Source organism: Streptomyces sp. NPDC046915, assembly GCF_040644935.1.
Taxonomy (GTDB): domain Bacteria; phylum Actinomycetota; class Actinomycetes; order Streptomycetales; family Streptomycetaceae; genus Streptomyces.
In genome coordinates this window covers 225,031-250,959 of record NZ_JBEYXB010000002.1, presented here as the reverse complement: position 1 = coordinate 250,959, position 25,929 = coordinate 225,031, and the positions used below count along the sequence as shown (strand labels likewise).

The 25,929-nt window shown below is 70.7% G+C and carries 23 protein-coding genes and 1 tRNA gene; 11 read left to right on the top strand and 13 right to left on the bottom strand.

The genetic code is table 11. The features are described 5' to 3' along the window. The first annotated feature begins 20 nt into the window (after window positions 1–20). Window positions 21–908: a DUF4429 domain-containing protein gene (locus tag ABZ915_RS05915; RefSeq protein ID WP_361796468.1), complete on the top strand. Its 888-nt coding sequence runs from the start codon at window positions 21–23 to the stop codon at window positions 906–908. A 25-nt stretch (window positions 909–933) separates the two neighbouring features. On the opposite strand, the gene ABZ915_RS05910 is transcribed toward ABZ915_RS05915, so the two are convergent. Further along, window positions 934–2,502 (bottom strand): metallophosphoesterase family protein, encoded by a 1,569-nt coding sequence (locus ABZ915_RS05910; protein WP_361796465.1) that lies wholly within the window; start codon window positions 2,500–2,502, stop codon window positions 934–936. A 165-nt stretch (window positions 2,503–2,667) separates the two neighbouring features. On the opposite strand from ABZ915_RS05910, the gene ABZ915_RS05905 reads away from it, so the two are divergent. Continuing rightward, entirely contained in the window at window positions 2,668–2,925 is a 258-nt protein-coding gene (locus ABZ915_RS05905; protein WP_361797704.1) for a hypothetical protein, read from the top strand. A gap of 24 nt (window positions 2,926–2,949) precedes the next feature. Beyond that, on the top strand, window positions 2,950–4,767 hold the full coding sequence (gene glmS, locus ABZ915_RS05900) for a glutamine--fructose-6-phosphate transaminase (isomerizing) (protein ID WP_361796462.1): 1,818 nt from the start codon (window positions 2,950–2,952) through the stop codon (window positions 4,765–4,767). 107 nt (window positions 4,768–4,874) lie between these two features. Here glmS and ABZ915_RS05895 read toward each other — a convergent pair whose 3' ends face one another. After that, window positions 4,875–5,441: a GPR1/FUN34/YaaH family transporter gene (locus ABZ915_RS05895; RefSeq protein WP_361796459.1), complete on the bottom strand. Its 567-nt coding sequence runs from the start codon at window positions 5,439–5,441 to the stop codon at window positions 4,875–4,877. Between the two features lie 138 nt (window positions 5,442–5,579). Next, complete coding sequence (locus ABZ915_RS05890; protein ID WP_132851453.1) at window positions 5,580–6,107, bottom strand: universal stress protein; 528 nt, start codon at window positions 6,105–6,107, stop codon at window positions 5,580–5,582. 389 nt (window positions 6,108–6,496) lie between these two features. Between ABZ915_RS05890 and ABZ915_RS05885 the strand changes: the two genes are divergently transcribed. The 4 genes from ABZ915_RS05885 to ABZ915_RS05870 all read left to right on the top strand — a co-directional run bounded on the left by ABZ915_RS05885 (window position 6,497) and on the right by ABZ915_RS05870 (window position 9,329). Continuing rightward, complete coding sequence (locus tag ABZ915_RS05885; RefSeq protein WP_361796455.1) at window positions 6,497–6,766, top strand: hypothetical protein; 270 nt, start codon at window positions 6,497–6,499, stop codon at window positions 6,764–6,766. Between the two features lie 377 nt (window positions 6,767–7,143). Continuing rightward, window positions 7,144–8,313 carry a helix-turn-helix domain-containing protein gene (locus ABZ915_RS05880; protein ID WP_361796452.1) on the top strand — a complete coding sequence of 390 codons (1,170 nt, stop codon included), beginning with the start codon at window positions 7,144–7,146 and terminating at the stop codon, window positions 8,311–8,313. A 246-nt stretch (window positions 8,314–8,559) separates the two neighbouring features. Then, entirely contained in the window at window positions 8,560–9,162 is a 603-nt protein-coding gene (orn, locus tag ABZ915_RS05875) for an oligoribonuclease (protein ID WP_361796449.1), read from the top strand. A 94-nt stretch (window positions 9,163–9,256) separates the two neighbouring features. Then, window positions 9,257–9,329, top strand: a tRNA-His gene (locus ABZ915_RS05870). A gap of 107 nt (window positions 9,330–9,436) precedes the next feature. On the opposite strand, the gene ABZ915_RS05865 is transcribed toward ABZ915_RS05870, so the two are convergent. The 5 genes from ABZ915_RS05865 to ABZ915_RS05845 all read right to left on the bottom strand — a co-directional run bounded on the left by ABZ915_RS05865 (window position 9,437) and on the right by ABZ915_RS05845 (window position 15,843). Further along, window positions 9,437–10,492, bottom strand: coding sequence for a LacI family DNA-binding transcriptional regulator (locus tag ABZ915_RS05865; protein ID WP_361796446.1), 1,056 nt, complete (start codon window positions 10,490–10,492; stop codon window positions 9,437–9,439). Window positions 10,493–10,665: 173 nt separating this feature from the next. Further along, window positions 10,666–12,123 (bottom strand): GH1 family beta-glucosidase, encoded by a 1,458-nt coding sequence (locus ABZ915_RS05860; RefSeq protein WP_361796443.1) that lies wholly within the window; start codon window positions 12,121–12,123, stop codon window positions 10,666–10,668. A 198-nt stretch (window positions 12,124–12,321) separates the two neighbouring features. Then, window positions 12,322–13,242 carry a carbohydrate ABC transporter permease gene (locus ABZ915_RS05855; protein WP_361796440.1) on the bottom strand — a complete coding sequence of 307 codons (921 nt, stop codon included), beginning with the start codon at window positions 13,240–13,242 and terminating at the stop codon, window positions 12,322–12,324. Between the two features lie 14 nt (window positions 13,243–13,256). Continuing rightward, window positions 13,257–14,249 carry a sugar ABC transporter permease gene (locus ABZ915_RS05850; RefSeq protein WP_361796437.1) on the bottom strand — a complete coding sequence of 331 codons (993 nt, stop codon included), beginning with the start codon at window positions 14,247–14,249 and terminating at the stop codon, window positions 13,257–13,259. A gap of 274 nt (window positions 14,250–14,523) precedes the next feature. After that, the gene (locus ABZ915_RS05845; protein WP_361796434.1) at window positions 14,524–15,843 is read right to left on the bottom strand and encodes an extracellular solute-binding protein; all 1,320 of its coding nucleotides are present in this window, start codon (window positions 15,841–15,843) and stop codon (window positions 14,524–14,526) included. A gap of 601 nt (window positions 15,844–16,444) precedes the next feature. Here ABZ915_RS05845 and ABZ915_RS05840 point away from each other — a divergent pair. Then, entirely contained in the window at window positions 16,445–17,869 is a 1,425-nt protein-coding gene (locus ABZ915_RS05840) for a GH1 family beta-glucosidase (protein ID WP_361796431.1), read from the top strand. A 72-nt stretch (window positions 17,870–17,941) separates the two neighbouring features. Here the strand turns inward: ABZ915_RS05840 and ABZ915_RS05835 are convergent, their stop codons facing one another. The 3 genes from ABZ915_RS05835 to ABZ915_RS05825 form a co-directional block, all read right to left on the bottom strand. Then, a complete protein-coding gene (locus tag ABZ915_RS05835; RefSeq protein ID WP_361796428.1) occupies window positions 17,942–19,408 on the bottom strand; it encodes a cellulose binding domain-containing protein in 1,467 nt (488 codons plus the stop codon). A gap of 110 nt (window positions 19,409–19,518) precedes the next feature. Further along, window positions 19,519–20,943, bottom strand: coding sequence for a HAMP domain-containing sensor histidine kinase (locus tag ABZ915_RS05830; protein ID WP_361796425.1), 1,425 nt, complete (start codon window positions 20,941–20,943; stop codon window positions 19,519–19,521). Next, the gene (locus tag ABZ915_RS05825; RefSeq protein WP_361796422.1) at window positions 20,940–21,647 is read right to left on the bottom strand and encodes a response regulator transcription factor; all 708 of its coding nucleotides are present in this window, start codon (window positions 21,645–21,647) and stop codon (window positions 20,940–20,942) included. Before ABZ915_RS05825 ends, ABZ915_RS05830 begins: the two co-directional genes overlap by 4 nt. Before the next feature lie 108 nt (window positions 21,648–21,755). On the opposite strand from ABZ915_RS05825, the gene ABZ915_RS05820 reads away from it, so the two are divergent. The 3 genes from ABZ915_RS05820 (at window position 21,756) to ABZ915_RS05810 (ending at window position 24,553) form a co-directional block, all read left to right on the top strand. Beyond that, window positions 21,756–22,298 carry a hypothetical protein gene (locus tag ABZ915_RS05820; protein WP_361796419.1) on the top strand — a complete coding sequence of 181 codons (543 nt, stop codon included), beginning with the start codon at window positions 21,756–21,758 and terminating at the stop codon, window positions 22,296–22,298. 90 nt (window positions 22,299–22,388) lie between these two features. Continuing rightward, the gene (locus tag ABZ915_RS05815; protein WP_361796416.1) at window positions 22,389–23,948 is read left to right on the top strand and encodes an MFS transporter; all 1,560 of its coding nucleotides are present in this window, start codon (window positions 22,389–22,391) and stop codon (window positions 23,946–23,948) included. Further along, on the top strand, window positions 23,945–24,553 hold the full coding sequence (locus ABZ915_RS05810; protein WP_361796413.1) for a TetR family transcriptional regulator: 609 nt from the start codon (window positions 23,945–23,947) through the stop codon (window positions 24,551–24,553). Before ABZ915_RS05815 ends, ABZ915_RS05810 begins: the two co-directional genes overlap by 4 nt. Window positions 24,554–24,586: 33 nt before the next feature. Here the strand turns inward: ABZ915_RS05810 and ABZ915_RS05805 are convergent, their stop codons facing one another. Together ABZ915_RS05805 and ABZ915_RS05800 are read right to left on the bottom strand one after the other, a co-directional pair. Then, the gene (locus tag ABZ915_RS05805) at window positions 24,587–25,456 is read right to left on the bottom strand and encodes a fused MFS/spermidine synthase (protein WP_361796410.1); all 870 of its coding nucleotides are present in this window, start codon (window positions 25,454–25,456) and stop codon (window positions 24,587–24,589) included. Window positions 25,457–25,493: 37 nt separating this feature from the next. Further along, entirely contained in the window at window positions 25,494–25,889 is a 396-nt protein-coding gene (locus ABZ915_RS05800) for a hypothetical protein (protein ID WP_361796407.1), read from the bottom strand. Window positions 25,890–25,929: the final 40 nt, after the last annotated feature.

Genomic DNA, 25,929 nt, shown 5'->3' with positions numbered 1-25,929 from the left:
TCCAGTGAAACAATCCCCGTATGGCGGAGATCATCCAGAAGGACGGCACTTGGGTTTTCGACGGCGACGCGCTGCGCCTGACCCCCGGACGGGACAAGAACGTCGGCCTGCTGCGCGCGACGCTGGGTGAACTGCTGGTCCCGCTGGGGGCGTTGGCGGGCGTCTCGTTCGAGCACGGCAAGAAGTCGGGGCGGCTGAGGCTGCGGCTGCGGGACGGCGCCGATCCGCTGCTGCACGCGACCGGGGGCCGGCTCGCCGAACCCCACGACCCCTACCAGCTGACCGTGGAGTCCGACCGGTACGGCGTCGCCGAGTACTTCGTGGACGAGGTGCGGGGCGCCCTGCTGCTGGACGAGGTGCCGTCCGGTCCGGTGACCGCGTACCTGCTGCCCGGCCCGTCCGTCCCGCTGTCGGCGGCCGCCGGGGACGGCACGGTGAGCTTCGACGGCGAGCACGTACGCCTGGAGTGGAACTGGAAGACGGAGGACGCCAAGGCGGCCGCCGGCGCCCGTACGATCCCGGTCGCCGAGATCACCGCGGTGGAGTGGCATCCGGCGGCCGGGCTGGAGAACGGCCATCTGCGGTTCACCGTGCGGGGCGCGGCCACCAAGGCGCCGCCGAAGTACGACCCGAACGCGGTGGAGCTGTGGGGCTTCAAGAAGGATCCGCTGATGGCGCTGGTCGCGGCGGCGGTGCAGGCGCGGCTGCCACATCCGTCGGCGGCCGGCGGGACGGAAGCGGGACCGGACGCGCCCCGGATTCCCGAGCAGCTCACGTCGTCCCCCGTCGAGGACGACCACGACGCCCTGCTGCGGCGGCTGCGGGAACTGGGCGAGCTGCGCCGCGAAGGGGTGCTGACGGACGAGGAGTTCACGATGGCCAAACAGGCGGTCCTCAAACGCATGTGAGGACCGCCTGCGGAGCCGTCGACGGCTACTTGGCCTTGCGCGCCACGGTGAAGTGGTCGATGCGGTCACCGGTCTCGGCGATGCCCGACACCTTCAGCTTGGCGTAGTGGCCGCGCGCCGCGGGCTCGACGTCCACCCGCAGGAACGAGTAGTTGAGGTAGCGCACCCGGGACCAGGCGACGGTCTCGTTGACCTTGCCGTCCTTGGTGTTGATGAAGGAGGCGACGGAGTCGACCTCGTTCAGGTGCCCCTCGTAGGAGTCCGGCGCGGTGAACGCGTACAGGCTGCGGCCGGCCGCACCCGCGGTCACGTAGACGACGCCCTCGGTCTCGGGGTAGGCCGTCTCGCCGATCGGGAGCTTCTTGGTGACCTTGTTGCCCTTGATGAGGTCGGTGCGCTCGTACTGGTGGTTGTGGCCGTTGATGACGAGGTCGACCGTGTACTTCTCGAACAGCGGCACCCACTCCTGTCGCACGCCCCCCTCCGAGGCGTGCGCCGTGGACGTGCAGTACGCGCAGTGGTGGAAGAACACGACGATGAAGTCGATGTCCTTCGAGGCCCGGAACTTCTTCAGCTGGGCCTCGAACCACTTGGTCTGGGTTCCACCGGATATGCCCAGGTTCGCCGGGATCTCGAAGGAGACGTCGTTCGGGTCCAGCGAGATGACCGCCGTGTTGCCGTAGACGAAGGAGTAGACGCCCGGCAGGTTCTTCTTGTCCGGCCCGTTGTCGGGCAGGGTGAAGCGAGCCTCCTCGCCGCCGTAGCCGTTGGGCGAGTACCAGGCCTCCATGTCGTGGTTGCCGTACGACACCATCCACGGCACGGACTTGGCGACCGACTCCGTCTGGGCGAGGAACTGGTCCCACACGCGCGAGTCGAAGCCGGTGTCGGTGGGCTTGCCCTGGCCGGCCGGGTCGCCGTAGGCGATGTCGCCGGCATGCAGGTGGAAGCTGGGGTTCTGGCCGAGGATCAGGCTGTCGTTGGCCAGCGCGTGGTAGCTGACGCCCTGGTCGCCGAAGGCCGTGAAGGTGAACGGCTGCTTGTGGCGGGGGGCGGTGGTGAAGGTGCCGATGGTGCTGGCGAACTGCGGGGAGGCCGGGTCGAAGCCGTCGTGGCCGACGCCGTAGAAGTACGTCTTGCCCGGCTTGAGGTTGGCCAGCTTGGCGTGCACGTAGTACTGGGTGTGGTCGCCGCTCGCGCCGATGCCGGCCGGGGTGTAGAGGGAGCGGACCTCGGCCTCGATCTTCACGGAGAGGTGCGAGGCATGGGTGCCGATGCGGACGAAGGGCTTCTTCACCGGGACCGGGACCTGCCAGGAGATCGTCATCTCCGTGCCGGCGTCGTCGCCGAAGGCGAGGTGGCGGCCGAACGGGGCGACGAAGGCGCCGTCGACGTGCTGAGCGGCGGGGGCGGAGGACTGGGTGGGGGCGGTGGCGGCCTGGGCGGTGCCGCCCAGTACGAAGGAACCGCCCGTGACGGTGCCGAGCGTGACGGCGCCGCCTCTGATCATGGAGCGCCGGGAGAACTTGGCGCGGAGGTACTCGTACTGCTCAGCCATGCTCATGCGGTCGGCGAGCTCATCCGGTACGCCCATACGAGGAATGTCCATGGCGTCTGAAAATCGTCTCCACAAGCAACGTGGCGCAAGACGCAGGATGGACAGGTTACGAACAGAGCCCCATAAGAGATTCAACAGGCTGTTGCCCGAAATCGGGCAGGATTCTTGCGAAACCGCCGCCCGTACCTCAGGATCTACCGGGTGCACGACGAACTGGTTGATCATCTGACCCGGTCCACGACCCTGAACAGGGGCGAGGCGCTGCGGGTGATCCAGGACGTGCTCGCCTTCTTCGACGAGACGACAGAAGACTACGTCCGTCGCCGCCACCGCGAGCTCCAGGCCCAGGGCCTGGTGAACACGGCGATCTTCGAACGGATCGGGGCGGACCTGAAATACCGTGCGGTGGCCCCGCCCGAGCTCACGCTCAGGCAACTGCGGCGCATCGTCTACGGCTGAACGGAAGCTTGGGGATACCTGTATATGTGCGGAATCGTCGGATACATCGGGAAGCGTGACGTCGCACCGCTGCTCCTGGAGGGCCTTCAGCGCCTGGAGTACCGCGGGTACGACTCCGCGGGCATCGTCGTCACCTCCCCGAAGACCGCCGGCCTGAAGATGGTCAAGGCCAAGGGCCGGGTCCGTGACCTGGAGGCCAAGGTCCCGGCGCGGTTCAAGGGCACCACCGGCATCGCCCACACCCGCTGGGCCACCCACGGCGCCCCCTCCGACGTGAACGCCCACCCGCACATGTCGGGCGACAACAAGGTCGCCGTCGTGCACAACGGCATCATCGACAACGCCTCCGACCTGCGCCGCAAGCTGGAGGCGGACGGCGTCGAGTTCCTCTCCGAGACCGACACCGAGGTCCTCACCCACCTGATCGCCCGCTCGCAGGCCGAGAAGCTGGAGGACAAGGTCCGCGAGACCCTCCGGGTCGTCGAGGGCACCTACGGCATCGCGGTGATGCACGCCGACTTCTCCGACCGCATCGTGGTGGCGCGAAACGGCTCCCCGGTCGTCCTCGGCATCGGCGAGAAGGAGATGTTCGTCGCCTCCGACGTGGCCGCGCTGGTCGCCCACACCCGTCAGATAGTGACGCTGGACGACGGCGAGATGGCCACCCTGAAGGCCGACGACTTCCGGACCTACACCACCGAGGGCACCCGCACGACCGCCGAGCCGACCACCGTGGAGTGGGAGGCCGAGTCCTACGACATGGGCGGCCACGACACCTACATGCACAAGGAGATCCACGAGCAGGCCGACGCCGTGGACCGCGTGCTGCGCGGCCGCATCGACGACCGCTTCTCCACCGTGCACCTCGGCGGCCTGAACCTGGACGCCCGCCAGGCGCGCCAGATCCGCCGCGTGAAGATCCTCGGCTGCGGCACCTCCTACCACGCGGGCATGATCGGCGCCCAGATGATCGAGGAGCTGGCCCGCATCCCCGCGGACGCCGAGCCCGCCTCGGAGTTCCGCTACCGCAACGCGGTCGTCGACCCCGACACGCTGTACGTGGCCGTCTCGCAGTCCGGTGAGACGTACGACGTGCTGGCCGCCGTGCAGGAGCTGAAGCGCAAGGGCGCGCGGGTGCTGGGCGTGGTCAACGTGGTCGGCTCGGCGATCGCCCGCGAGGCCGACGGCGGCATCTACGTGCACGCCGGCCCCGAGGTGTGCGTGGTGTCCACCAAGTGCTTCACCAACACCACCGTCGCCTTCGCCCTCCTCGCCCTGCACCTGGGCCGCACCCGCGACCTCTCCGTGCGCGACGGCAAGCGGATCATCGAGGGCCTGCGCAGGCTGCCCGCGCAGATCTCCGAGATCCTCAAGCAGGAGGACGAGGTCAAGAAGCTGGCCGAGCAGTACGCCGAGGCCCGCTCGATGCTCTTCATCGGCCGTGTGCGGGGCTACCCGGTGGCCCGCGAGGCCTCCCTGAAGCTCAAGGAGGTCTCCTACATCCACGCCGAGGCCTACCCCGCCTCCGAGCTCAAGCACGGCCCGCTCGCCCTGATCGAGCCCGCGCTGCCGACCGTCGCGATCGTCCCGGACGACGACCTGCTGGAGAAGAACCGCGCCGCCCTGGAGGAGATCAAGGCCCGCAGCGGCAAGATCCTCGCGGTCGCCCACCAGGAGCAGGCGAAGGCCGACCAGACCATCGTCGTGCCCAAGAACGAGGACGAGCTGGACCCGATCCTGATGGGCATCCCGCTCCAGCTCCTCGCCTACCACACGGCACTGGCCCTGGGCCGGGACATCGACAAGCCGCGGAACCTGGCGAAGTCGGTGACGGTGGAGTAGGAACTCGCCCGACCCGTCCCCGAACGTGAACGACCCCCTGTGCGCCACCTGCACAGGGGGTCGTTCCTTCAGGGGCCGGTGCTGCCCTGCTCCGGCCCGCCGCTGCGTCAGCCGGTGGCCGTCACTCCCCGGCCGGCAGCGCGCCTCGGAAGGGCCGTCGGCCAGTGCGCCAGCGCCGCGGTCGCCGCGTACCAGGCCACCGCGCCGGAGGCGACGGCCACCCAGCCGCCGGCCTTCGCGAGCGCGGAGCTGTCCGCGAAGCTCGCCACGGCCAGCACGAGCATCGCCAGGAACAGCAGTCCGTACATGCCCTGCCCGAGGGTGTCCCCGCCCGCGAGGGTCAACGAGAGCGCCACGAGGGCGAACAGGAGCAGGAAGAGTCCGGCCCCGTTGGCCGACGTGTGGCTTCCGGCCGAGACGGCCCAGGTGAACCACAGGGCGCCGAGCGCCGAGAAGGCCGTACCGGTGGCCGTGTCGCGGTCACGGAAGGCGAGGAGTCCGGCGACGAAGAGCGCAACGCCGCCTACATAGTGGGCCAGTGACACGGCGTCGGACGCCGCCACGCCGTCGATCACTCCGGTGGTACCGAGACCGAACGCCAACAGGGTGATGCCCAGGGCGAGTCGGCCGGCCACGATGGTGCTTCCGCTTCCCGCGGAGACGTCGTTGTCCACGGCGGGCTCCCTTCATGCATGTGCAGCTGTGCGGTGACCGGTATATGCCCTTCACAAGGGCACAAACACTTCTACGCACAAGTAGTTTTACGCTGCACAGAAGGGAGTTGAGAGGGAGTCGGGAGAGCCAGGAGAGACCTACGGGATGACCACCACGGGCCGCTTCGCCCGCTTGGCCAGCCGTCCGGCGACCGAGCCGAAGATCCGCCCGACGATCCCGTGCGTGGAGCCCACCACGATCGCGTCGGCCTCGTACTCCCGGCCCACCTCTTCGAGCTCGTGGCAGATGTCACCGCCGCGCTCGACCAGGATCCAGGGCACCTCGGCCAGATAGTCCGCACAGGCCAGCTCCAGACCCAGCACCTCGGTGCGGTGATCGGGCACGTCGACGAAGACCGGGGGCTCGCACCCCGCCCACACGGTGGTGGGCAGCCGGTTGGCGACGTGAACGATGATCAGACCCGAGCCGGATCGGTGGGCCATGCCGATCGCATAGGCGAGGGCGCGCTCACTGGACGTGGAGCCGTCGAAGCCGACGACGACTCCGTGCTTGAAGGCGGGGTCGCAGGAAGGACGCGCCTCTTCCGCCGCCAGGGGCTCGGCCGCCGTGGGATCGGCGACCGGCCGCTTGCGGTCCGCGGGTTCGAAGAATTCGTGACCGGCCATGGCTGTCTCGGCGTTGTGATCCTTTTTGGGTGGCGACGGTGTGCGGCGGAGCTGTGTCCGGGAAACATCTTCCCCACCCCATACCCCCAAGGGTACGGCGGCAAGCTTCCTCAGCCCAGATCCCGCACGGGTTCCGTAAGGCATGCCCCGGAGCCCGCAGGGGTTCCCCGGAGCATGCACGAGCGACGCCCGTAACGCAATGGTTGCTGCCCCGTACAGGCGGTTTGCACAGGATTCAACAGCCCGGCTTCATCCGGACGGCACGTACGGTGACCGACCGGGTGACTGCCCGGGTGACCGACCGGGTGACGGGCTGAGTGACCGACCGATCGAACACGCGTTGAACCTCTTGAGCCATCGCCGCGAGGAGTACGACCAGGGAGTACGAGATGCCCGGACGACGACCCACCAGAGAGCGCCGCCCCACCCCGGACACCGCCGGTGACGTGGTGCGCTGGGCGGTCTTCAGCTGCGTCCTCGTACCCGTGGTCCTGCTCTGGTACGGCACCTCGCTGGCCGGCGCCACCGGCACCGCCCTGGGTCTCGCCGCCGTCACCGGCGCGTGCCGGATCCTGCTGCGCCGCTCGGAGCGCTGCGCGGCACGCCCGACGTCGCAGGGAGGCGGACGTCACACCAAGGGTGGTACACCGGTCGACTGACCGGTTTCCGTGCACGCACCCGTATCTTTTCAGCCAACTTCTTGACACTGTGCGGGACAGGCCGGAACCACCCCCCAACCCCCGTTCCACCTGCACGGAAAGGACCCACGGGGCCCTGCGCACCCTACGCGGTTTGGCCACTGCGACGAGGCGCACTTCCCTGCACGGCCCACGAGTGCAACGCTTCGTGATCGAATGCTTCACGCCAAGTTGTCATGTCGACAATGTGCCGGATGCCGATCTGGTCACCGCGGCGGCGTGAGACCCAGTAGATTCGATCTTGATGTCTTACGGCGGGGGACTCGTGCAGGACCGAGGGGAAACGTGCAGGAGCGACACAACCGAGGAGCCGCGACCACCGAGGGGGGCTTAGCAGGATGAGCCACGACTCCACTGCCGCGCCGGAAGCCGCGGCCCGGAAACTGTCCGGGCGACGTCGCAAGGAGATCGTCGCCGTGCTGCTGTTCAGCGGCGGGCCCATCTTCGAGAGTTCCATACCACTGTCGGTGTTCGGGATCGATCGCCAGGACGCCGGAGTACCGCGCTACCGGCTACTGGTGAGCGCCGGCGAGGAAGGCCCGCTGCGGACCACAGGGGGCCTGGAACTCACCGCACCACATGGCCTGGAGGCCATCTCACGCGCGGGCACGGTCGTCGTACCGGCCTGGCGTTCGATCACTTCTCCGCCACCGGAGGAGGCGCTCGACGCACTGCGCCGGGCGCACGAGGAAGGCGCGCGCATCGTGGGCCTGTGCACCGGCGCGTTCGTGCTGGCGGCGGCGGGCCTGCTCGACGGCCGCCCGGCCACCACGCACTGGATGTACGCGCCGACGCTGGCGAAACGCTATCCGTCGGTGCACGTCGATCCGCGAGAGCTGTTCGTCGACGACGGCGACGTCCTGACATCGGCGGGCACGGCGGCCGGAATCGACCTGTGCCTGCACATCGTGCGGTCGGATCACGGCAACGAGGCGGCGGGCGCGCTGGCCCGGCGTCTGGTGGTCCCACCGCGCCGGTCGGGCGGTCAGGAGCGCTACCTCGATCGATCTTTACCAGAGGAGATCGGCGCCGACCCGCTCGCGGAGGTCGTCGCCTGGGCGCTGGAACACCTCCACGAGCAGTTCGACGTGGAGACGCTGGCGGCGAGGGCGTACATGAGCCGGCGCACCTTCGACCGCCGCTTCCGGTCGCTGACCGGCAGCGCGCCGCTCCAGTGGCTGATCACCCAGCGCGTGCTCCAGGCGCAGCGGCTGCTGGAGACGTCGGACTACTCCGTGGACGAGGTCGCGGGCCGCTGCGGATTCCGGTCGCCCGTGGCCCTGCGCGGCCACTTCCGGCGCCAGCTGGGCTCCTCGCCGGCCGCCTACCGGGCCGCCTACCGCGCCCGTCGCCCCCAGGGCGACAAGCCCGCCGACGCCGAGCCGGCCATGTCCGCGCCGACCGGCCCGGTGGGCCCGGTACCCGTCCTCCACCCCGAGGCCGGAGTCCCGATCCAGGCCCGCCGCAGCCTGTCGGTGAGCGTGCCGGGGCCGCGCAGCGGCGTGTGATCCGTCAAGGGGCCCGGGGCTGACACCCCGGGCCCCTGTATCGTCCTGGGGCTCCGCCCCAGCACCCCGGGAGCCTCTCAACCCCGGCCCGCATCATCCAGCCCGTCCGGCGTTTGAGGACGAGGCCCGTTCAGGGCCGACAGCGGGGGCCCGGGGGCGGCAGCCCCCGGCAGACGGCCACCGCAGCGCCGGGTACCCCATGCACGCCAGACCCGCGGAGCGACAACGCCCCGTAAGGTTAGACACATGAACGATCGCATGGTGTGGATCGACTGCGAGATGACCGGCCTCTCGCTGTCCGACGACGCGCTCATCGAGGTTGCCGCCCTCGTCACCGACTCCGAGCTGAACGTACTCGGCGACGGGGTCGACATCGTCATCCGTCCGCCGGACCAGGCGCTGGAGACGATGCCGGAGGTGGTGCGTCGGATGCACACCGCGTCCGGGCTGCTCGAGGAGCTCCCCGGGGGGACCACCCTGGCGGACGCCGAGGAGCAGGTGCTGGCGTACGTACGGGAGCACGTGAAGGAGCCCGGCAAGGCACCCCTGTGCGGGAACTCCGTCGGCACCGACCGCGGCTTCCTGCTCCGGGACATGCCGACGCTGGAGGACTACCTCCACTACCGGATCGTCGACGTGTCGAGCATCAAGGAGCTCGCCCGCCGCTGGTATCCGCGCGCCTACTTCAACAGCCCGGAGAAGAACGGCAACCACCGCGCCCTTGCCGACATCCGCGAGTCCATCGCCGAGCTCCGCTACTACCGCGAGGCCGTCTTCGTCCCGCAGCCCGGCCCGGACTCCGACACGGCGAAGGCGATCGCCGCCAAGCACGTCCTGCCCTCCCAGTAGCGGCGCCGCGAAACCCTGGCGCGAGCACCCCTTCGGACCCTGTACACTTTTTCTCGGCCGGTCGGGGAGAACACTCCTCGAAAAACCGGTCATGGTGGGTGTAGCTCAGCTGGTAGAGCACCTGGTTGTGGTCCAGGATGCCGCGGGTTCGAGTCCCGTCACTCACCCTGCGTAGTCAGCCGGTGACTTCGTCGAAAGACGAGGTCACCGGCTGCTTCGTTTCACGGACGCCGCGAGACGGCGCAGGACGCCGCCGGGCGGCGCCCCGCTCCCGTCAGGACGACGCCCGCGTCACCAGCTCCGTGGGCAGTACCACCTGCTGCCGCTCCGGCCCCCGCGAGGCGGCCGGACGGCTGTCCGCGATCTCCGTCAGCAGGAGGTCGAGCATCGCGCGGCCCATCTCCTCGATGGGCTGGCGGACACTGGTCAGCGGCGGGTCCATGTGGCGGGCGATGGCCGAGTCGTCGTAGCCGATGAGGGCCACGTCGTCGGGGATGCGACGGCCCGCCTCGCGCAGCACCTGGCGGGCGCCGGCCGCCATGACGTCGGAGCCGGCGAACACCGCGTCCAGGCCGGGGCTGCGCTCCAGCAGCGTCGTCATCGCGCGGCGGCCGCCCTCCTCGGTGAAGTCGCCGGGCTCGATGAGGAGTTCCTCCACGGGGTGCCCCGCGTCGAGCAGGGCCTCCCGGTAGCCGTCGACGCGCCGCTGGGCGCCGTACACGTCGAGCCGGCCGGTGATGTGGGCGATCGTGCGACAGCCGCGGGCCAGCAGGTGCTCCACGGCCGAGCGGGCACCGCCGTAGTTGTCCGAGTCCACCGAGGTGAGCGTCTCCCCCGCCGAGCGCGGGCCGCTGATCACAGCGGGGATCTCCAGCTGGGCGATCAGGTCGGGCAGCGGGTCGTCGGCGTGGACCGAGACGAGCAGAACGCCGTCGACGCGGTGCGCGGCGAGGTACTGGGCGAGCCGCTGCCGCTCACGGTCGCTGCCCGCGAAGATCAGCAGCAGTTGCATCTCCGTGTCGGACAGCTCGGCACCGACGCCGCGCAGGATGTCGGAGAAGTACGGTTCCGCGAAGAAGCGGGTCTCCGGCTCGGGGACGACGAGCGCGATCGCGTCCGTGCGGTTGGCGGCCAGCGCACGGGCGGCGGTGTTCGGGACGTAGCCGAGTTCGGCGACCGCCGCCTCCACGGCCGCGCGGGTCGCGTCACTGACCCGCGGCGAGCCGTTGATCACCCGCGACACCGTGCCGCGGCCGACGCCGGCCCGGGCGGCGACCTCCTCCAGGGTCGGCCGCCGAATGCCCCGGCTCCGCTCACCCTTGATCGCCATAGTCGCCGCCTTCCGTTCGCAGCCTTCAGGCCAGGAATGTAACAGTCGCGGCCCGGCCGCCCCGATCCCATCGTCCCTCGTCGACCGGGGCTTTCCCCGGTCGACGAGGGAGAGAGCCGCCGAGGGGCCGCGGCCGGTGCGACGGCGGCGTCCCCTCGGTCCGCGGCGTTGCCTCAGCCCCGCTCGCGGACGGCCGGCAGCGCGTTCCCGCGGATCACCTCGGTGTACCAGTGGGCGCTCGCCTTGGGGATGCGGCGCTGGGTGGAGTAGTCGACGTAGACGGCTCCAAAGCGCTTCGAGTAGCCGTAACCCCATTCGAAGTTGTCCAGCAGGGACCACAGGAAGTAGCCGCGGACGTCCGCTCCGTCGGCGACGGCCCGCCGGACGGCGTCCAGGTGGGAGTGCAGGTAGGCGATCCGCTGCGGGTCGTTCACCCGGCCCTCGGGCGAGATGTAGTCGTCGAAGGCCGCACCGTTCTCGGTGACCATCAGCGGCAGCTGAGGGTGCGAGGCGGCCAGGCCGGTCAGCAGGGTGTGCAGCCCGTCGGCGTCGATGGCCCAGTTCATCGCCGTGACGTCGTCGTTGGCGAGGTGGAAGGCGACCTGGTCGGAGCCGGTCCACGGGGAGTGGTCGCTCGCGCCGTGGCCGTCGTTCCTGGTGGTGCCGACGCCGTCGGCGGGCGCGGAGACCACGGTCGGCGAGTAGTAGTTGACGCCCAGCATGTCGATGGGGCGGGAGATCTCGGCCAGGTCGCCGTCGTGCACGAGCTCTGCCCAGTCGACGATGTGCGCGGTGTCGGCGAGCAGGTCCTCGGGGTAGGCGCCGTCCAGGACGGGGCCGGTGAAGATGCGGTTGCCGACCGCGTCGATCCGGCGTGCGGCCTCGGCGTCCCCGGCGCTGTCGGTGAGCGGGCGCACCTGGTGCAGGTTGAGGGTGATGGAGGTCTGCGCGGTCGACGGCAGGTTCGCCCGCAGCACCCCGATCGCCTGTCCGTGGGCCAGGTTCAGGTGGTGCGCGGCACGCAGGGTGGCGGCCGGGTCGGTGCGCCCCGGAGCGTGCACGCCGGAGCCGTAGCCCAGGAAGGCCGAGCACCAGGGCTCGTTGAGGGTGGTCCACACCCCGACGCGGTCCCCGAGGGACCGGGCCATGATCTCGGCGTAGTCGGCGAAGCGGTGCGCGGTGTCGCGGTGCGGCCAGCCGCCGGCGTCCTCCAGTTCCTGGGGCAGGTCCCAGTGGTAGAGGGTGGCGACGGGGGTGATGCCCGCCTGGAGGAGTTCGTCGGTGAGCCGCCGGTAGAAGTCCAGGCCCCGCTCGACGGCGGGCCCCCGGCCGGTGGGCTGCACCCGGGACCAGGAGACGGAGAACCGGTAGGCCTTGAGGCCGAGGTCCTTCATCAGCTTCACGTCGTCGCGGTACCGGTGGTAGTGGTCGGCAGCGATGTCACCGGTGTCGCCGTTGCGGACCTTGCCGGGGGTGTGGCTGTAGGTGTCCCAGATGGACGGGGTGCGGCCGTCCTCGCTGGCGGCACCCTCCACCTGGTACGCCGCGGTGGCGGCCCCCCAGACGAAGCCCGGCGGGAAGGATGCGTCTGAGGCCGACTGGGCGGTGGTCTCGGTTCGTACGGCGGTCATGGTGTGAGCGCTCCCGAAGTGGCGTGGGGAAGGGGTCGGACAGGGGGACCGACTGGACGGCGGAGAACGGTGGGCGGAGGACGCGGGGGCCGCGGGTGCGGGCGCCCGGCCGGGTACGGCTCGCGGGCGAGGCGGGCCGTACCGGACGGCGGCCGGGGGCACTGGACGGACGCACGGCCCTGTGGCGGTGTTCCGGTGTCAGCCCTTGACGGCGCCCGCCATGATGCCTCCGACGATCTGCTTACCGAAGATCACGAAGACCAGTAGCAGCGGCAGGGTGCTGATCAGCGCTCCGGCCATGACGATGCTCTGGTCGGGGGTGTAGGAGGCGCTGAGCTGGCCGAGCGCCACCTGGAGGGTGGGGTTCTCCTGGTTCAGGGCGAGGAAGGGCCAGAAGAAGTCGTTCCACGCCTGTACGAAGGTGAGCATGCCGAGCACCATCATCGCGGGCCGGGCCGCGGGCAGGACCACGTTCCACACGATGCGGATGTTGCTCGCCCCGTCGACTTTGGCGGCCTCGATGAGCTCGTAGGGCAGGGCCTCCAGCAGGTACTGGCGCATGAAGAAGACACCGAAGGCACCGACCAGGGTCGGGAAGATCACCGACTCCAGCTTTCCGCCCCACCCGATGTCCGCCATCATCATGAACAGCGGGACGACGCTGAGCTGCGGCGGAATCGTCAGGGTGGCGATGACGGCGGTCATCAGGGCACCGCGGCCGCGGAAGCGCATCTTGGCGAAGGCGTAACCGGCGAGGGTGCAGAAGAACAGCGTCGCCACGGTGATGCAGCCGGCCACGATGACGCTGTTGACGATGGCCTTCCCCAGGTGGGCCTGTTCCCAGGCCGACTGGAGGTTGCTGAACAGCCGGCCGCCCGGTATGAGCGGCGGTGGGCTGTCGAGGACCCGCTGCTGGTCGTGCGAGGCGGCCACCAGGGTCCAGTACAGCGGGAAGATCGACCCCAGGCCGATGACGACGAGGGCGACGTAGGTGAACGGGCCGCCCCTGAGCTGCTGGCCGGCTCCGATCTTGAAACGGCTGCCGCGTGGTGTCGTGGACGCGGTCGGCGGCGCCGACGCGAGGTCCGGCGCGGTCTTGGTGGGACTGGTCGTGGTCATCGATGTCGCTCCCGTCAGGCCGCGCTCTTGCGCACGAACCGGCCGACGATCCAGTTGATCAGGGCGATGAGCAGCAGCAGGACGAGCATGGCCCAGGCCACGGCGGCGGCCGGGCCCAGATGTCCCAGCTTCCACCCGTAGTTGAAGAGGTAGATGCTGAGGGTCTCGTACTGGTGCTCGTTGCCGCCGATGGAGCCGAGCGTGCCGCCCTGGAGCAGCAACGGCTCACCGAACAGCTGCATGGAGCCGATGGTGGAGATGACGATGGTGAACAGGATCGTCGGCCGCAGCGAGGGAATGGTCACCTTGCGGAACTGCTGCCAGCGCGTGGCACCGTCGATCGAGGCCGCTTCGTACAGGTCGGTCGGCACGGCCTGCATGGCCGCCAGGTAGATCAGTGCGTTGTAGCCGGTCCAGCGCCAGATGATGATGATCGAGATGGCGATCTTGGAGGTCCACTCCCCGTTGCCCCAGTCGGTGTTGCCGGCGCCGAAGAAGTGCAGCACCCAGTTGAGCAGGCCTCCGTCGGCCCTGAAGACCAGGGCGAAGACCAGGGCGGCGGTCGCCACGGAGGTGGCGTACGGGGTGAGGATCACCGTCCGCCAGAACGTGCTGGCGCGCAGCTTGTAGTTGAGCAGATGGGCCAGGCCCAGAGCCACGAGCAGCTGCGGGACGGTCGAGATGACGCCGATCAGGAAGGTGTTCGTGACGGCCGTCCAGAACTCCGAGTCCTGGAGGATCTTGGCGAAGTTGTCGAAGCCCACCCATTCCGACTGGCTGAGATTCGTCATCTCCACCCGGTGCAGGGCGATCCAGCCGGTGTAGAGCATCGGGTAGAGCCCGAAGGCGCCGAAGACGAGGAAGAAGGGAGCGATGTACGCGTACGGGGACGCGATGTCGTCGAAGCGCCACAGCCGGGTTCGCCACCGGCCGCGTCCGTCCGAGGCGGCGCCGGAGCCGCCGGGTGGCGGGGTGGGGGCGCCCCGTGTAGGGATTGTCGTTGCCACGGGGGGAGTCCTTCCCTGGGAATCTCAGCCGGGTTCGGGGCGGGGGTGGGTCGAGGCGGGCCGGGCGCACCGGGGCACGCCGTCGGGTTCGGTCACCGGCTGCGGGGGGCACGTCGCTGCGGCGACCGGTGAGTGTCTCCCGGACGCCGCGGCGCTGCCTGGCGTATCGACGACCGGCCGCCCTGTGCGGACGGCCCCCACGCCCGCGCTCAGGAGCCCCCGCCCGCCGCAGCGCGGTGCGGGCGGCCGGTGGGGCCGCCCGCACCCGCGGGTGTCAGCCGATCACCTTGTCGATCGCCTCGGTCGCCGCCTTCCACGCGTCGGCGGGCTTGGTGCCCCGCTGCTCCATGTTGTTGATCTGCGTGGAGATCGTGTCCTTGATCGTGGCGTCCTTCGCACCGAGCACGGCCTCGGGGATGGCCGCGGCCTCGTCGGCGTAGATCTGACCGATCGGGGCGTTGTTGAAGTAGGGGAGCTTCGCGTTCTTCACGTCGGCGAGCTCGTAGGCGCCCTTGTTGGACGGGAAGCTACCGATCGCCTTGAACACGGCGGCCTGCTGCTCGGGCGCGGTCAGCCACTTGATCAGGTCGGTGGCTTCCTTGACGTGCTTGCCGCCCTTGGGCACGGCCAGGAAGGAGCCACCCCAGTTGGCCGCGGTGCTGCCGGGCGCACGGGTGATGTCCCACTTGCCCTTGTAGGCGTCGCCGGAGTTGACGGAGATCTGACCGGCCATCCAGGCGGGGCACGCCACGGTGGCGACGGAGCCCTTGCGCAGGGCCGCCGTCCAGGGGTCGGTGAACTCGGCCAGGCCGTGGGTCAGTTTCTTCGACGCGGCCTCGGCGGCCAGGTTCCAGCCCTGCTGGACGGAGGGGCTGTCCTTGTAGATCGCCTTGCCGTCGGCGTCGTAGTACTGCTTCGCGGAGGAGCTGACGACCGCGTTGTACATGGCGCTCGCGGAGTCCATGAAGTAGGTGCCGGAGGGCGCCTTCTTCTGGTACTTCTCACCGAGCTTGAGGTAGTCCTCCCAGCCGCCCTTGACCGCGTTGGCGACGGCTTCGCGGTCGGTCGGCAGACCCGCCGCCTTGAAGAGGTCCGTGCGGTAGCACAGCGACATCGGGCCGATGTCGGTGCCGGCGCCGATGACCGTGCCGTCCTTGGCGGTGGCCTGCTTCTCCTTCCAGGAGACCCAGTCGCTCACGTTGATCGACTTGCTCAGGTCGGTGAACTTCGCCGCCTGGGTGTCGACGACCTCCTTGATGCGGCCGACTTCGATGCCGGTGACGTCCGCCAGGCCGCTGCCCGTGTTCAGCTGCTGAAGGAGCTTCGGGTAGTAGTCCTGCTCGTTGGTGGTGGTGTCTTCCTTCACCGTGATCTTCGGGTGGAGCTTGTGGTACTGGGCGAACAGTCCGGCTTCCTTGTAACCGAACTGCCCGAAGTCGGCCACCGTGAGAGTGATGTTCCCGTTGGAGTCCGAGGCGTCCGAGTCGCTGTCGTCGCTACAGCCGGTCAGCAGCAGGGCCGAGGCCGTCAGGACCGAGGTGGTCAGGGCCGCTGCTCTGCGGCCGCGACCGCCGCCGGTACGGGTGATGCGCATTCCACTACTCCTTGTTCCAGTGGGAACGGGGTCTCAGGAATCGGACCGCCGGGATTCGGCAGCCCCGACCTGCCCTCTCGGTTCGGGCGGCGGCCAGCCCGCAGCACTCGGCGTGCGGTGAAAAAGATGCTGGTCAACGGCGTGCGGTGCGAGACAGAGGGAAGGGCCGTGGGTGGTGCGGTCCACACGGGAGACATCCCCCGGCCATCCGTGGGACCGCTCCCACGCGGCTTGCCGGAAGACTCGTTCCTGCCGGGCTACGTGTCAAGACTTGAAAACGGCGTTGTTGCGCAAGCGTGCTCCGTACGTCACGGGAATGTGTCGCACCGCCACCGGTCACCGGTCGGCCACCGACCGCTTCCGTCCTCACCTTCCCGCAGCTCAGACCCGTAGCGCCCGCCGAAACCAGACACTCGGCACGCCCGTCGGGGCGACGCTCGGGTTTTCCGGACCGGAATGAAGCCCTCCTCCCGCCGAACACCGAGAGGTGAACGATGAGTTGGAGTGAACAGCCGTCGTGCGCACGCTCCGGCCCTTTGTCGTGGGAGCGCTCCCATGCATAATGAGACCTCCGGGACCCCCGACTCATGGGAGCGCTTCCATGCCCGAGACGTCCGTGACCTTTCCTCCCGGCTTCCTCTGGGGTGCCGCGACCGCCGCGTACCAGATCGAGGGAGCGGTGCGGGAGGGCGGCCGCACCCCTTCGATCTGGGACACCTTCAGCCATACGCCGGGCAGGACGCTGGGCGGTGAGAACGGTGACATCGCTGTCGACCACTACCACCGCTACCGGGACGACGTCGCGCTGATGGCGGAGCTTGGCCTGAACGCGTACCGGTTCTCCGTCTCCTGGTCGCGGGTGCAGCCGACGGGCCGGGGGCCGGCCGTGCAGGTGGGCCTGGACTTCTACCGCCGTCTGGTGGACGAGCTGCTCGCGCACGGCATCAAGCCGGCGGTCACCCTCTACCACTGGGACCTGCCGCAGGAGCTGGAGGACGCGGGCGGCTGGCCGGAGCGGGACACCGCGTACCGCTTCGCCGAGTACGCGCAGATCGTCGGCGAGGCGCTCGGCGACCGGGTGGAGCAGTGGATCACGCTCAACGAGCCGTGGTGCAGCGCCTTCCTCGGCTACTGCTCCGGGGTGCACGCGCCCGGCCGTACGGACCCGGCGGCGTCGCTGAAGGCCGCGCACCACCTCAACCTGGCCCACGGCCTGGGCGCCTCCGCCCTCCGCGCGGTGATGCCGGCCCGGAACACGGTCGCCGTGAGCCTCAACTCCCAGGTCGTCCGCACGCTCTCCCAGGACCCGGCTGACCTGGCGGCCGGCCGCCGCATCGACGACCTGGCCAACGGTGTCTTCCACGGCCCGATCCTGCACGGCGCGTACCCGGAGTCCCTGTTCGAGGCGACCGCGTCGGTCACCGACTGGTCCCACGTCCAGGACGGCGACCTCAGCACCATCAACCAGCCGCTGGACGCGCTGGGGCTGAACTACTACACGCCGGCGCTGGTTTCGTCGGCCGAGTCGGAACCGCGCGGCCCACGGGCGGACGGGCACGGGACGAGCGACCACTCCCCCTGGCCCGGCGCGGACGACGTGGCCTTCCACCAGACGCCCGGTGACCGTACGGAGATGGGCTGGACGATCGACCCGACCGGTCTGCACGAGCTGATCACGCGCTACACGCGGGAGGCCCCCGGCCTGCCGCTGTACGTGACGGAGAACGGGGCGGCGTACGACGACAAGGTGGACTCCGACGGCCGGGTCCACGACCCCGAACGCATCGCCTACCTCCACGGCCACCTTTCGGCGGTCCGCCGGGCCATCGCGGACGGCGCGGACGTGCGCGGCTACTACCTGTGGTCCCTGATGGACAACTTCGAGTGGGCGTACGGCTACAGCAAGCGCTTCGGCGCCGTGTACGTCGACTACGCCACCCTGGCCCGCACCCCGAAGTCGAGCGCCCACTGGTACGCCAAGGCGGCCCGCACGGGGACGTTGCCGCCGGTGGCGACGGGGGTCTGACGACACCGGACGGGACGGGGCGCGGCACTCGGAGGGGGGTGCCGCGCTTCGGTCATGGCCGGGTGTTTGTGGTCAGTTGAACGTTCCGAACGCCTTCGAGAAGGCGAACGCGTCCTGGGTGATCGAGCTGCACGTGGCGTCGGCGGTGGGCTTGGTGCCGCCCGCGCACTGCTTGTCGCGTGCCGCCGACCACATCGACAGCCCGCCCAGGCCCTTGGACTTGGCGAAGTTCACCAGCTGGGTGGCGTCGTCGACCTTGAAGATCTCGGAGGACACGTCGTTGACGCCGATCATCGGGGTGACCGCGACCGTCTTCCAGGCGGCGGAGTCGGCGAGGGCGAGGACGCTCTTGACCTGGGCCTGCGTGGCCGTGGCCGCCTGTTCGGCGTAGGTGCCCATGTCGCCGCTGTACGCGGGGCCGTAGTCCATCGCCATGATGTTGACGGTGCTGATCTTCACGCCGTTGGACTTGGCGTCGGACAGGAGGTTGACGCCGTCCTGGGTCAGGCCTTCGGGCATCACCGGGAGGGTGAAGGAGACGTCCAGGCCGGGGTGCTGGGCCTGGAGTTCGGCGATGGCCTGGGCGCGGCGGGTGTTGGCGGCGGTGTTGGGGAGTGCGCCGCCCTCGACGTCGAAGTCGACCTTGGTGAGTTTGAACTGGTCCACGGCCTTGCCGTAGGCGGCTGCCAACGCGTCGGCGGAGGAGCAGGTCGTGGCCAGTTCGGAGCCGGACGCTCCGCCGAAGGAGACCCGGACGTCGCCGCCCTTGGCGCGCAGGGAGCCGATCTGGGCGGCCACGCCGTCGCTCGCCAGGTCGGTGACGCCGCCCCACTTGGGTGTGCAGCCGCCGCCGTCGGTGACGAAGGCCAGGTTGTAGTTCTTCACGCCGGTCGCCTCGGAGCTGGCCAGCAGGTCGAAGGCGGGGTAGAGGGAGGTGTCGACGTAGGGGGCGAAGCCGGCGGAGGTGGTGGTTCCGCTGCCGGTGGTCGAGGTGGGGGTCGGGGAGGCGGTGGGGGTGGCGCTCCTGGTCGGCGTCGGGGTCGGCGTGGGCTTCGGTGTGACGGTCGGGGTCGGTGACTGGGTCGGGCGGCCGCTCGGCTCGGGGGTGGCGGTGCCGTCGGCCGAACAGCTCGCGCCGTCGATGTGACAGCCGGTGGGGTCGCCGGTGCCGTTGACGACGAAGCCGACGGTGACCGACTTGCCGGGAGCGAGGCCGTCGGTGTCCCACTTGGCGGGCTTCACGGTGACGTGCCGGCCGCTGACGCTCGATTCGGCGTTCCAGAGGGAGCTGAGTTTCGCGCCCGCGGGGAGGTCGAACTCGAGGGTCCAGGTCTTCTCGGGCTGTCCTGTGTTGTTCGTGACGACGTACTGGCCGGTGTAACCCGTCGTCCAGTCGCTGGTCTTGGTGTACGCGGCGCCGATCCCGGCCGCCTGTGCGATGCCGGTGAACAGCAGCGCGCCGCCACCGGCCACGGCCGCGGCGACGAGAGCGCCTATCGCCTTGTTCCTGCCACTGATCCTGCGCCGGTGCGTGGTCATGGGCGTGCCTGCCTTCGCTGTTCACGGGGGTGAGGTGCGGCAGCACGCTAGCGATACGGAATCAGACAAACGGCTTGATACGGACGGTGGTTGGGGATCTTAGGGTGCGCTTAAGGGAGGGATCGGGGGCGGTTAAAGGTAGAGACCAATCTGCGGGGCCGGCGGCGGCGCACGGCGCCCCGGTGACCTTTGCGCACCGGTTCCCGCCCGTCGAGCTGGAACCAGATCCGCACCTCCGTGCCGCCCAGCACCGACGAGCCGATCCGTACGTCCCCGCCGGTCGCCTCGGCGAGCCGGCTCACGATGTCCAGGCCGAGGCCGGTCGAGCCGTCGGTGCCCGAGCCCCGGCCGCGGGCCATGGCCGCCTCGGGGTCGGATATGCCGGGGCCCGCGTCGGAGACCAGGACGATCACCGCGTCCTCGCCGTTGTGCACGTCGACCGCGAAGGCCGTGCCCTCGGCGGTGTGCCGGAAGACGTTGCCGAGCAGCGCGTCGAGCGCGGCGGCCAGGTCGGCGCGGGCCACGGGTATCCGCACCGGCCGCTCGACCCCGGCCAGCCGCCACTTGCGGCCCTCGTCCTCGGCGAGCGCGGACCAGAACCCCATCCGCTCGCGGACGACTTCGGCCGCGTCGCATCCGGCGCCGGGCCCGGCGGCGGCGGTCTGCGGCTTGGCCTCGCGGGCGGTGCGGATGATGGTGTCGACCTCACGCTCCAGTTGGGCGACGGCGGCCCGGGTCTGCTCGGCGGCGGCTCCTTCGCCGAGCGAGGCGGTGTTCAGCCGGAGCACGGTCAGCGGGGTACGCAGACGGTGGGAGAGGTCCGCCGCCAGTTCGCGTTCGTTCGCCAGGAGTTGTACGACCTGGTCGGCCATGGAGTTGAACGCGACGGCGGCCAGCCGCAGTTCGGTCGGCCCGTCCTCCGGCACCCGTGCGCCCAGCCTGCCCTCCCCCAGTTCGTGCGCGCCCTCGACCAGCCGCTGCGCGGGCCGCACCATCCGTACGCCGAGCCGGTCGGCGACCGCGACGGAGCCCACGATCAGCGCGATGCCGACGGCGGCCAGCACCGCCCAGGCCGTGCCGACGCCGTTGCTGACCGCGGCCTCGGGGACGTACACCTCGACCACCGCGATGGCGCCGGAGCTCAGCGCGACCGGCTGGAGCAGACTGAAGCCGCCCGCGACCTCGGTGGTGGAGGCGCGGCCCAGTTTCCGTACCGTCGCGATGTCCCGGCCGGCCGCGCGCTGCCGCCCGATGTCGACGGCCGCCCGGCCGGACCCGTCCGCCGAGTCCCCGCCGGACGCCGGTATGTGCACGGCCATGCCGGTGTCCGAGCCCGCCGAGGCGAGCACGCGCTCCAGTTTGTCGCGGTCGGTGGTGATGGACAGGGCGGGCGCGATGGCGGCGGCCTCCCGCTCGGCGTTGGAGAAGGCGCGGTCGCGGGCCATCTCCTTGACGACCAGTCCGAGCGGGACCGCGAAGGCGACCACGACCATCGTGGTGACCGCGAGGCAGACCCTGACCAGTGCCCATCTCATCGGATCGGCTCCGCTTCCCCCGGGGGTTCCAGCTTCACGCCGACACCGCGCAGGGTGTGCAGATAGCGCGGCCGGGCCGCCGTCTCCCCCAGTTTGCGCCGCAGCCAGGAGAGATGGACGTCGATGGTCTGGTCGTCGCCGTACGACTGCTGCCACACCTCGGCCAGCAGCTCCTTGCGGGGGACGACGACCCCGGGCCGGCCGGCGAGGAAGGCCAGCAGGTCGAACTCGCGGCGCGTGAGGTCGAGGCGCGCCCCGTCCAACTCGGCCTGGCGGCGCAGCGGGTCGACGGTCAGGCCGCCGACGCGCAGGACGCTGGACGGCGGTGCGTCCACGGTGGCTGCTCGGGCGCGCCTGAGCACGGCGGCGATCCGGGCGGACAGGTGCTCGACGGAGAACGGCTTGGTCAGGTAGTCGTCCGCTCCGGCGTTCAGCAGCCGGACGATCTCGGTCTCGTCGTCCCGGGCGGTGGCGATGATGACGGGCACGTCGGTGATGCCGCGCAGCATCTTCAGCGCCTCGGATCCGTCCAGGTCGGGCAGGCCGAGGTCGAGGATGACCACGTCGAAGCGGAAATGGGCGACCTCGCGCAGCGCTTCCAGTGCCGTGCCGACGCTGCGCACGGTGTGCGAGGCGTCGGTGAGGTGCCGGATGAGCGCCGAGCGTACGAACTGGTCGTCCTCGACCACGAGAACACTTGCCATGCGCCGCACCGTACGCCATGCGGCACGGCCGGGTGCGGGCCTGTGGACAACTCCCGGCGGCTCCGAACGTGTGCGACGGATGGGGTTCGTGGGGCAGTATGGCCCGCGATGCGCAGAGGACTCGTACGCGGACTCGTACACGTATTCGCGTGGTCGCTCGCCACGGGCGCGGCGGTCACGCTGTCGTGGTGGGGGGTGCATTCGGTGCTGGCGGGCACGGCGTACGACCCGCCGCGCGCCCTGCCGATCACGGCGGCGGACGCCACCGAGCAGGGTTCAAAGCCGCTGGCGTCCTCGACGCCCCGGCCTCCGTCGCCGTCCCCTTCCCCGTCTCCGTCCGGGACGGCACGGAAGACGCCGTCTGCGCCCGGCACCCCGACACCCTCGCGGACCGCGGCGACCACTCCCGCCGCGTCCGCGTCGCAGACCGCCTCCGGTGAGGTCAAGAGCTATGACACCGACGGCGGGCGGGCGGTCTTCGACATCGGGAAGGCGGACGCGACGCTCGTCTCGGCGACGCCGGGGACGGGCTGGTCGATGCAGGTGTGGAAGACGGAGTCGTGGATCCGGGTGGAGTTCGCTTCGGGCGCGAACCGGGTGACGGTGTTCTGCACCTGGCACGACGGCCCGCCGCACGTGGAGGTCTACTGAACCCCTCAAAGTGAAAGACAACTAGATATTGACAGTGAACTCTCATTTGACGGTAATCTCTCATCAGGTTGCTCCGAATGGGAGGTCCCCATGTCCACGCACCACTTCGCGCACCGCCTCTCCGAATCCCCCCGCCGCTGGCTCGCCCTGGCCGCGCTCACCCTGAGCGTGCTGCTCGTCGGCCTCGACGGCACCGTCATCAACGTCGCCCTGCCGACCGTCGCGACCGAACTACACGCCGACAGCGCCCAGTTGCAGTGGATCGGCGGCGGTTACCTGCTGGCCCTGTCGGTGGCGATGCTCCCGGTCGGGTTACTCGGCGACCGGTTCGGGCACAAGCGGCTGCTGCTGTCGGGCATCACGCTCTTCGGTCTCGCCTCGCTCGGCGGCGCGCTGGCCCACTCGCCGTCGGCGGTCATCGCGGCCCGCGCCGTCCTCGGTCTCGGGGCCGCCGCGATCATGCCGCTGTCCATGGCGATCCTGCCCCGCGTCTTCGCCAAGGAGGAACTGCCCAAGGCCATCGCGGTGTGGACCGCGGCCACCGCACTCGGCATGCCGGTCGGACCCGTGGTCGGCGGCTGGCTGCTCGACCACTTCTGGTGGGGCTCGGTGTTCCTGTTCAACGCGCCGGTCGCCGCGCTCGCCGTCCTCGCGGGCGTGTGGCTGCTGCCCCGCGACACCGCCACCCGCGCCTCCGCGCCGTTCGACACCCTCGGCACCGTCCTCGGCGGACTCGGCATCACCGCGCTGGTCTACGGCACGATCCTGATCCCCCGCGACGGCTGGACCGCGCCCTCGGCCCTCGTCCCGCTCGTCGCCGCGGCCGTCCTGCTGACCGGGTTCGTGCTGCGCGAGCGCCGGTACGCGCACCCCATCGTCGACCTGCGCCTGTTCACCGACCGCCGCTTCCTGTGGGGCACGCTGATCGCCGTCTTCGTCAACTTCGCGGTGATGGGCATCCTGTTCGTCGTCCCGCAGTACCTCCAGTCCGTGCTCGGCAACAACGCCTTCGGGACCGGCCTGCGTGTCCTGCCCCTGATCGGCGGCCTGATGGCGGCGGCCGCCGCGAGCGAACCCCTCGTCCCCCGGCTGGGCGCGCGCACGGTCGTACCCGCCGGCCTGCTGGTGCTCGGCGCCGGTGGGCTGCTCGGTGCGACCACCGGCACCTCGGACGGCTACGGCTTCACCGCGCTGTGGCTGGGCCTGACCGGCCTCGGCTTCGGGCTCGCCGTGGTCCCGGCCACCAGCCTGGTGATGGCCGCACTGCCCGAGGACAACACCGGGTCCGGTACCAGCCTCCTGGAGACCGTCCAGCAGCTCGGCTCGGTCCTCGGCGTCGCCGGTCTGGGCAGCCTGCTCAGCTACGGCTACCTCGCCCGGCTGCACATCGCCGCCCTGCCCAGGCCCGCGGCCGACGCCGCCCGCGACTCCGTCTCCGGCGCCGACGCGGTGGCCGCGCAACTGCACGACGCGGCCCTGGCGTCGGGGGCGCACGAGGCGTTCGTCCACGGTATGAGCCTGGTCCTGACGGCCTGCGGCGCGATCGCCCTGCTCGGCGCCGTCCTGGCCGCCGTCTTCCTGCCCGGCACCGCCCCCTGCTCCCGTACGGTGGCCCGGTCCGCCGCACAGCCCGCAGAATCGGTCGCATGACGACGCACGAGACCTCCGCCGCACCTCTCGGCCTGCGCGAGCGCAAGAAGCAGCAGACCCGCCTGCGCATCCGCCGGGAGGCCTACCGCCTCTTCGCCGAGAACGGTTACGAGACCACCACGGTCGACCAGATCGCGGAGGCGGCGGAGGTCTCGCCCAGCACCTTCTTCCGGTACTTCCCCACCAAGGAGGACGTCGTCCTCCAGGACGAGTACGACCCCGCCCTCGCCGCCGCCCTGCGCTCCCGCCCCGCCGACGAACCCATCGTCGACGCGGTGCTGGGCGCCCTGAAGGGCCCCGTCGGGGAGATGATCCAGCAGGACCGCGACGAGCTCCTGCTGCGCACCCGGATCTCCTTCACCGACCCGGCCATCCGCGCCCGCACCGTCGCGGAACAGGAGCGCAGCGAGCGCGCCATCGCCGAGGTGATCGCCGAGCGCGCCGGCCGCGACGCGGCCGACCTGGAGGTCAAGTGCGCGGCGGCGGCGATCATCGCGGTCTTCACCACGCTGGTACGGCACTGGGTGGAGGGCGACGGCCGGGAGGACCTGGCGGCGCTGTACGAACGGCATCTGCCCTTGCTGTCGCGGGGCTTGGACTTCTAGGGCCCGTCCCAGCCGGTCCTCGTCGGCGGAACGTCAGTGGAACACCGAGGGCGGCGGGGCCGGTGAGGCCACCGCCGCCTCGTCCGTGACCGCGCCGGCCCCTCCCGTGAAGGCGAGCAGCGCCCTGCCGTGCTCGACCCGGGCGGGATGCGGGTCGGAGGCGGCGCGGCGGGTCAGTTCGGCGACCGGGAGCGGGCGGTCGGCGGCGACCAGGACCGCGTTGCCGAACCGTTTGCCGCGCAGCACGGCCGGGTCGGCGACCAGCGCGAGCTCGGGGAAACGGGCGGCGGCGGTGGCGATCTGGCCGCGCAGATGGGCGAGAGGGGGACCGTCGGCGAGGTTGGCGGCGAAGACCCCGTCCGGCGCGAGGGCCCTGCGGACCTCGTCGAGGAACTCGGTGGAGGTGAGGTGGGCGGGGGTGCGGGCGCCGCTGAAGACATCGGCGACGACCAGGTCGGCCCAGCCGTCCGGCACCCTGGCCAGGCCCTCGCGGGCGTCCGCCGAGCGCACCCGGATCCGCGCCCCGGGGTCCAACGGCAGCTCCCGCCGGACCAGTTCGACGAGCTTCGCGTCCCGCTCGACGACCTGCTGGGTGGAGCGGGGCCGGGTGGCGGCCACATAGCGGGCCAGGGTGAACGCGCCGCCGCCGAGGTGCACGGCGCGCACCGGCCTGCCGGGCGGTGCGACGAGGTCGATGACGTGCCCGAGCCGCCGCTGGTACTCGAAGGAGAGGTACGCCGGGTCGTCGAGGTCGACGTGCGACTGCGGCGCGCCGTCGATCAGCAGGGTCCAGGCCCGCCGACGGTCCCGGTCGGGTATCAGCTCGGCGAGGCCGCCGTCGACGTCCTCGACGACCGTCTCGGCGTCGGCCTGTCTGCGCCGGGGGTTCCTGGACTTGCCCATGGGGCCATTTTCGCAGGGCCCCGGCAGGTGGTGCCGGTCAGCGGCAGCTGTCCGCCGCCTCGAGCAGCCGTGCCGCCTCCCCCAGGGCCCGTCTGAGGACCGCGGGGTCCGTCGCCAGGTCGGCCTCTCCCGGCGGCACCAGCCAGCCCGAACCCTCGACCGGCGGCTGCGGGACCAGGTTCAGCCCGCGTCCGTCGGTCTCCGTACAGGTGCTCCCGGGGACGTCCCACGCGGCGGCGGTGCCCGGCGGGACCAGGAAGCCGAGCGTGTCGCACCCGCCGTCGTGCAGGACGGGCCCCACCGCGTCCCCGGCCGCACCGCGCCGCAGGATGTCGACCGCCTCCAGACCCTGCCGGGTCGGCACGGTCACCACCTCGCACGCGGTCGGCGACGGCGACGGCGCACAAGGATCGTTGCTCCGGCTGGTCTCCATCCCGGCCTCCACCACGCAGCCCTCTTGCAGTCCGCTGGGT